This window comes from Clostridium gallinarum, assembly GCF_014836325.1.
In the GTDB taxonomy this organism is placed as follows: domain Bacteria; phylum Bacillota; class Clostridia; order Clostridiales; family Clostridiaceae; genus Clostridium; species Clostridium gallinarum.
In genome coordinates this window covers 1-6,902 of record NZ_JACSQZ010000094.1, presented here as the reverse complement: position 1 = coordinate 6,902, position 6,902 = coordinate 1, and the positions used below count along the sequence as shown (strand labels likewise).

7 protein-coding genes and 2 tRNA genes are annotated in these 6,902 nt (G+C 26.7%); 2 read left to right on the top strand and 7 right to left on the bottom strand.

Going from position 1 to position 6,902, the window contains the following annotated elements:
* From H9660_RS15480 to rph, 5 genes are all read right to left on the bottom strand, one after another.
* Positions 1–71, bottom strand: a tRNA-Gly gene (locus H9660_RS15480).
* A 16-nt stretch (positions 72–87) separates the two neighbouring features.
* A tRNA-Pro gene (locus H9660_RS15475) sits at positions 88–163 on the bottom strand.
* A gap of 151 nt (positions 164–314) precedes the next feature.
* Positions 315–791 (bottom strand): metallophosphoesterase, encoded by a 477-nt coding sequence (locus H9660_RS15470; protein ID WP_191751273.1) that lies wholly within the window; start codon positions 789–791, stop codon positions 315–317.
* A gap of 9 nt (positions 792–800) precedes the next feature.
* Positions 801–1,412, bottom strand: coding sequence for an XTP/dITP diphosphatase (locus H9660_RS15465; RefSeq protein WP_191751272.1), 612 nt, complete (start codon positions 1,410–1,412; stop codon positions 801–803).
* Positions 1,412–2,158: a ribonuclease PH gene (gene rph, locus H9660_RS15460; protein ID WP_191751271.1), complete on the bottom strand. Its 747-nt coding sequence runs from the start codon at positions 2,156–2,158 to the stop codon at positions 1,412–1,414. Before rph ends, H9660_RS15465 begins: the two co-directional genes overlap by 1 nt.
* 87 nt (positions 2,159–2,245) lie before the next feature.
* Here rph and H9660_RS15455 point away from each other — a divergent pair, with 87 nt between their 5' ends.
* Positions 2,246–3,787, top strand: a complete 1,542-nt coding sequence (locus H9660_RS15455) for a hypothetical protein (protein WP_341479609.1) — start codon at positions 2,246–2,248, stop codon at positions 3,785–3,787.
* Between the two features lie 124 nt (positions 3,788–3,911).
* On the opposite strand, the gene H9660_RS15450 is transcribed toward H9660_RS15455, so the two are convergent.
* Positions 3,912–5,411: an ABC transporter substrate-binding protein gene (locus H9660_RS15450; protein WP_191751270.1), complete on the bottom strand. Its 1,500-nt coding sequence runs from the start codon at positions 5,409–5,411 to the stop codon at positions 3,912–3,914.
* A 144-nt stretch (positions 5,412–5,555) separates the two neighbouring features.
* Between H9660_RS15450 and H9660_RS15445 the strand changes: the two genes are divergently transcribed.
* Positions 5,556–5,813: a Vpu gene (locus H9660_RS15445; protein WP_191751269.1), complete on the top strand. Its 258-nt coding sequence runs from the start codon at positions 5,556–5,558 to the stop codon at positions 5,811–5,813.
* Between the two features lie 41 nt (positions 5,814–5,854).
* Here the strand turns inward: H9660_RS15445 and H9660_RS15440 are convergent.
* A partial coding sequence (locus tag H9660_RS15440; protein WP_191751268.1) for a sensor histidine kinase occupies positions 5,855–6,902 on the bottom strand: 1,048 nt, incomplete at its 5' end.

Sequence of the window (6,902 nt, the reverse complement as noted above, 5' to 3'; positions counted from 1 at the left end):
AGCGGGTGATGAGAATCGAACTCACGTAACTTGCTTGGAAGGCAAGGGCTCTACCATTGAGCTACACCCGCATATTAGGTTTTAAAATGGTCGGGGTGACAGGGATTGAACCTGCGACCTCATGGTCCCAAACCACGCGCGCTCCCATCTGCGCCACACCCCGAGAAGCTAATATCTCTCAACGACAATGTTTATTCTACAATAGGAACAGCAATCCGTCAATAGATTTTTTTAAATAAAATTATATAAATCTCTATATTTTTTTGTAAAACATAATAATTATATAATTTCATTCGGATTGCTTCCCTATTTTATTATACTTCTTTTATATATAGATTAGGTTTATTCTTTCCATCTAACTCTATAATTCCCATAGTTTTTTTATCATTTCCATAGGGAAATGTTATACTTCCAGGATTCATTATTGTTATTCCATCAAAACTGCTTATTAAAGCTTTATGTGAATGTCCAAAAAGAACTAAATCAGCTTCTACTTCTTTTCCTTTATAAAAGATAGTATTGTATTCATACTTTACATTATATCTATGACCATGTGTCATAAAAATTTTAGTTCCCATTACTTCTATTATTCTTTCCACTGGATATTCATTAGATGCATCACAATTTCCTCTAACTGCATATATTTCACCTGTAAAGTCACTTGTTAAACTTTTAGTATCTGGTGCTCCATCTCCACAATGCAATAATATATCTACATCATTAAGATGTTTTTTCACAGCATTTATAGAAGATTCATCATAATGGGAATCACTTATTACAGCAATCTTCATTATACCCTCCTATATTAATTCCTTTAGAACTTCTTTAGCTTCCTCTAAAGCAACTCCTCTATGAGATATTTTATTTTTTTCTTCCATTGTAAGTTCACCAAAACTTTTATTTAATGGCTTAAAAAAGAATAATGGATCGTATCCAAAACCACCATCACCTTTTTCACTTTCTAGTATATAACCATCTACAGTTCCTCTTATACCTCTATATTCATTTTTATCATTAATAAGAGCTAACTGACATACAAACCTTGCTTTTCTATCTTCTTCTTTAACTCCTTTTAAGTTTAAAAGAAGCTTTTCATTATTCTTCTTATCATTTCCATGTTCGCCTGCATATCTTGCAGAAAATACTCCTGGTTCACCCTTTAAATAGTCAACCTCTAACCCTGAATCATCTGACATTACTATAAAATCTTTATTTTCTCTTCTAATTAATTCTTTATATATTTCCACACTTTTCTTTTTCGCATTTTCTTCAAACGTAAGTCCATCTTCTTCTACATCTATATCTATTCCCATATCTCTTAATGACAATACTTCTAAAGGTAATTCTTTTAATATTCTTTTTATTTCTTTTATTTTACCTTCATTATTGCTAGCTATAACTAATTTCTTCATTATTTTCCCCCAGTACCAATCCATAATGCATCCATCTTTAAAGCATCTTTTTGAAGTTGAACCATTTGCTTAATTCCCTTTTGAGCTAAATCTAATAATTCATCTAATTCTTTCCTATTAAATGGTGCCTCTTCTCCTGTTCCTTGTACCTCTATAAATTCACCTTCATCTGTTGCAACAATATTCATATCTACCTTTGCTTTTGAATCTTCTTCATAACATAAATCCAAAATCTTTTCACCGTTAAGAATTCCAACACTAGTTGCACTTACAAACTTTCTTATAGGATAAACTTCAAAAGGCTTTTCCTTATGAAGCTTATTAACAGCATCTACTAATGCTACAAAAGCTCCAGTTATCGAAGTAGTTCTAGTTCCTCCATCAGCTTGTATAACGTCACAGTCTATCCATATTGTTTTTTCACCTAAGGCTTTTAAATCCATAACAGATCTTAAAGCTCTACCAATTAACCTTTGTATCTCCATAGTTCTACCATCTATTTTAAGTCTAGCTATATCTCTTACCTTTCTAGTTCCTGTAGATCTAGGCAGCATATTATATTCTGCAGTTATCCAGCCTTCTCCTTGACCCTTTAAAAAAGGTGGAACCTTATCTTCTATAGAAGCTGTACAAATCACTTTAGTATCTCCAACTTCTATTAATACAGATCCTTCTGCATATTTTGTATACCCTCTAGTGATTTTAGTTGATCTTACTTGATCATTTTTTCTTCCATCTATTCTCATGATATTGCCTCCAGTTCTTAATATTATAAAATTTATGCACTATTTTAAATTTATTCTCATATTATTAATATGAGGATTAATGAAGAGGTGAAGAATTTGCGATATATAGGACCATATTTTAGAATGAATAAATTATCTCATAAGGAAATTAATGGTCAACTCTTTCACTTATCGAAAGAGGCCATAAGAACCCTGGTTCTAGAGTCAAAATGCGGATTAGTTGATTCTATTAAAAGTTATAAAAAATTATCATCCTCCATTGATATTACCACATCTACCAATTTTTCTCCACTACTATGTATATATAGAAAATCATCTCCTAATTATATTCATAGTAAGAATTACAATGGATTTGATGAGGAATCTTTTAAAAAAGATATATCACCAGCAACTAATGCACTTTTGACTACAAGTATACTTAATTTATCTACTTATTATTCAAGGTTTAAAGATGTAGATGAAAAATTATATGCCTATAGTGAGGCATATAAAAAACTATCTAAGAAACAATTAGAGTTTTACTCTATTAATCTTAGAAATAATGAAGGTATTTTTATTGAAAAAAGAAATTTATCAGAAAATAATTATAAGGGATTTAACTTAGTAGATAAAAATAATAAGTTTAAATTTTCTGATCAAGCTTTTATGATGGTTTCATATAATCTTTATTCAATATTATATCCAGGAGATGAAACTTCAATAGACTACAATAATTTTTCTCTTGAAATACTTCAAACTTTAGTTGAATTCAAAGAAAAAATATATGATTGTTCCTTTGAAGAAATATGTAAAATTCTACTTGCAATAAATATGTTTTATAGTAATTCTAAAAATAATGATGCCAAAATATTAATTATAGATTTAACGGATTTTTTAATTAATAAGTTTGACGAGAAAGATTATTATATTGACGAGCTAGATTTCACTTCATTATTTGTAATTAATTTATTACTATCATTCAAACATACTCAAATGATTACCTTCAATGAAAAAGCTAAGGAAATATTAAATAAGTTACTATCTCTTTATGATAATGATAAAGAAGCTTTTCTAAAGCTATCTAGTAAAAAGGAATTAAAATACTCTTGCTTTGACATAGCATTTTATTTCTTAGCAATATTTATGTACGCTAAAGAAGATAGTAGAGAAAAAGAATATAAAAATATGATATCTTCCTTATATAGAAAATATTTTATTAATTCAGGAATAATTACTTCTTGGCCTGATGCACCTACGTTAGATGATGCAGAAAGATATAGAGGGTTAACATTTAATTCCACTGATATGTTAGAAGAAAATTTCTTTAAGATGATTACTACATCAACTCCTTCTAGTTTAGGTATAGCACCTGTATTTAGAAGAAATGTTACTTATTCTAAAAAGAAAGATTCATTTTCTTCATCTAATTCATCCTTTGATAGTTATAAAAATATTTTTATTTATCAACTAATTATATTTTTATTTAAAGATGAATTTATGTTAGAAACATCTTTACCTGAAAAGGAGCTCTATGTTAGACAAATAGAAGATGAAAAATTTGATATATTAGATGAAACTCCATTAGATAATGATTCTAAATCTGAATTAACAAATGATATTCCTGAAGATGATTCTAAAACTAGCAATTAAATATTACAACTTATGGTTTAAATTAGTAGAAAAACTCCCGTAGGAGTTTTGATTTTATAATGTATTCTAAAACTTAATAAATACTTATTTAAACCTATATTGGCTGTCTTTGCAGACAGCCTTATTATTTTTGTATTCTACTAAAATTAATATTTCCATTTCCATCTAAGCTAAGATTTCTTATTTTTTTATTTATTGCAATATTATCATTGTAGAAAATTAAAGGTAAAACTTTATAGTTATTGTATAAATCTTCTTCAATACTTAAAAACTTATCGATTCTTTCCCCTTCTGTTTTTGCTTCCTTTAAACTTTCTTTAGTATTATCATCTAAAAATCCTAGCAAACTATTATATATAGAATTTTCATCAGATAATAGTAAACTTCCTTGAATTATAGCCATATCATAATAGTTAACATTATCAATAGATTCTAATTCATTTTTATTTATTAAATCATATATCAAAATAATTTCTGTATTTTTTTCAAACCAACTAACTAAGTATTCACATAATTCCTTATTTTCGCTTCCCTCTTCTGCAATAATATGTAAAACTTTAGGTTTAATCCATTCTCCACTTTCAGTACTCATTACCTTTCTTGCTTGAAGCTTTGCTAAATCTTCTTTATCCTGTCTAAAGTAACTTCCTTCTGCTAATTCCATATACATACTATTATTTAATTGATATTCTTCCATTGCTTTATTTATTAACTTATATACTTCTCTTCTACCTTGAGATAGAAGTTTATCATCATTTGGATTAAAAGCTAAGTACATACCTCTATTAGACTTTAAATTAATTAATCGACCTTCTGAATTCAACCTACTTAATTGACTCTTAGGAGGATTTATTACAATATCTCTTCCCCCTATTTCAAAAGAAGCCATAGCTACTTCTTCCCCCTCATCAGAAACAATTTTTATTCTTTCTGCTATATCTGTACCTATTTTATCATTTTTCTTTAGTGTTACTTGCGACATTTTCATATCTTCGATACTGTAATATCCAGAATAAATTAATTCCTTATAATTATTTCTTATATTTTCCCACACTAAAACATTTTTTCTTAATCTATATTGAGGTGTAGTCAGTTCTTCTACAAATTTATCATCTTTTGAATTTAACCTAAAAACTACATTATCTTCTCCATAGGTTATTCCAACATCTTCTGTAAAAGATCCTTCTCCCTCCCTAAATCTTTTGGCTCCATATACATTTAGTAAAGCTGATATATTTTCTTCATTTTCCTCAGTTAAAATTTCTCTAAAGAACATAGTAATATCTTTAGGAGTAATTTGATTCCCATCACTCCAATATATATCATTTCTTATTTTAAAATCATATTCTAACCCATCATCTCTAACTTCAACACTTTCTGATAACGAAGGTTTTATTTCATTATTTTCGTCTAATTCAACTAATCCTCTGCTAGTTGCTGTAATAATATCTTGCAACCTTTTATCTAAATTTCCAACCGCTTTTAAATCAGTTGGTATTATAGATATAGAATATATAACTTCATTATTATCATTTTCAGGCTTTGGATTTGAAACATCTATAAATCCTATCAAAAATATAACTATTACTACTAATGATACTAAAGTTATTATTATCTTCTTCATATATATTTCTCCTTAAAGTTAGTATTCTTTAGGATTATATCCATATAAATAAATAAGTAATCAAGATATTTAAATATTATATATGCTTTTTTTATATTTCTATATGCTATAATAATTTTATATAAATATTGGAGGATTATAGATATGTATTTAGCAGTGCAAATTTTTCAAATAGTTTTTTATGGTATTGGAGCTTTATTTATGATAACATTTGCCATTATAGGTATTTGGTCATTTATTATATTCTCTAAATATCACAAAACTAAAAGAATAGAAAATTACTTGCTTGAAAAAATTTATCAAGCTATAAACCAGCTTACTTATAAAAATAATAGTTCACTTAATGAAAATTCTGATGACGAATTAATGGATATTGATAATTTACTAAATGATGAAAATTAAAACTGGACTTTTTTTAACAGCCCAGTTTTTTATTATTTATATTACTTTTTAAATTTAGTAATTACTTTAAATAAATCTCCATCTATTTCTATAGAAAATTCTCCACCTTGTAATTCAACTATACTTTTAGCTATAGATAATCCTAATCCAGATCCTTCAGTACTTCTTGCCTTATCTCCTCTTTTAAATCTTTCAGTAATTTCTTCTGAAGTAAAATCAATTTGATAAGCAGATATATTTTTCATTATAACCATAACATGATTTTCACTGTTAACTACATCAATATATACTCTTGAATTCTCCATAGAATATTTTATTATATTATTCATTAAATTCTCATAAACTCTAAAAGTTTTTCTTCCATCTAAATATAATATTGTTTTATCTTCTGGCCACTTAGTTATTATATTTAAATTAGCTTGTGTAATCTTTTCCTCTAGTTCTCCTATAACTTGTCTTAATAATGATACTATATTTAATTCTTCTTTTTCAAAAACCATGTTTCCCGAAACAGCTTTAGAAGCTTCAAACAAGTCTTCAATTAATACTTTTAATCTTTTAGATTTCATATCTAGTACTTCTAAATATTTATTCCTATTTTCATCAGTTATCTCATCTTCTTTTAACAAATCTATATAATTAATTATAGATGTAAGAGGTGTTTTTAAATCATGAGAAACATTAGTTATTAATTCACTTTTCATTTTTTCACTAATTATAGCTTTACCTAAAGCCTCTTTAAGACCATCTTCTATAGTACTAATATTCTTTTCTATATTTTTCAAAACTATTATTTTATTATCTTTTATATCCTCATTATAGTCCCCTTTAGCTATCTTTAATGTTTTATCTTCCAAAATACTTATTTCTCTAAGTATAATTAATGAAAATACTATTGATAATAATATATATACAAATAGAAATATTCTCGATATAGATATCATATTATATGCCCAAGGCCATAACATAGGTACAGTAAATGAAATCATCGCTAAAATAGAAATTGCTATAACAAATCTAACTTTAAATTTATTAGTTTTTATAAAATCACTATCTTTTATAAATTTATATAATGTAACTATTAATAAT

Coding starts and splice junctions, on each gene's coding strand:
- rph (WP_191751271.1), bottom strand. CDS start 2,158: ATGAGAATAGATGGAAGAAAAAATGATCAAGTAAGATCAACTAAAATC.
- H9660_RS15470 (WP_191751273.1), bottom strand. CDS start 791: ATGAAGATTGCTGTAATAAGTGATTCCCATTATGATGAATCTTCTATA.
- H9660_RS15445 (WP_191751269.1), top strand. CDS start 5,556: ATGTATTTAGCAGTGCAAATTTTTCAAATAGTTTTTTATGGTATTGGA.
- H9660_RS15465 (WP_191751272.1), bottom strand. CDS start 1,412: ATGAAGAAATTAGTTATAGCTAGCAATAATGAAGGTAAAATAAAAGAA.
- H9660_RS15450 (WP_191751270.1), bottom strand. CDS start 5,411: ATGAAGAAGATAATAATAACTTTAGTATCATTAGTAGTAATAGTTATA.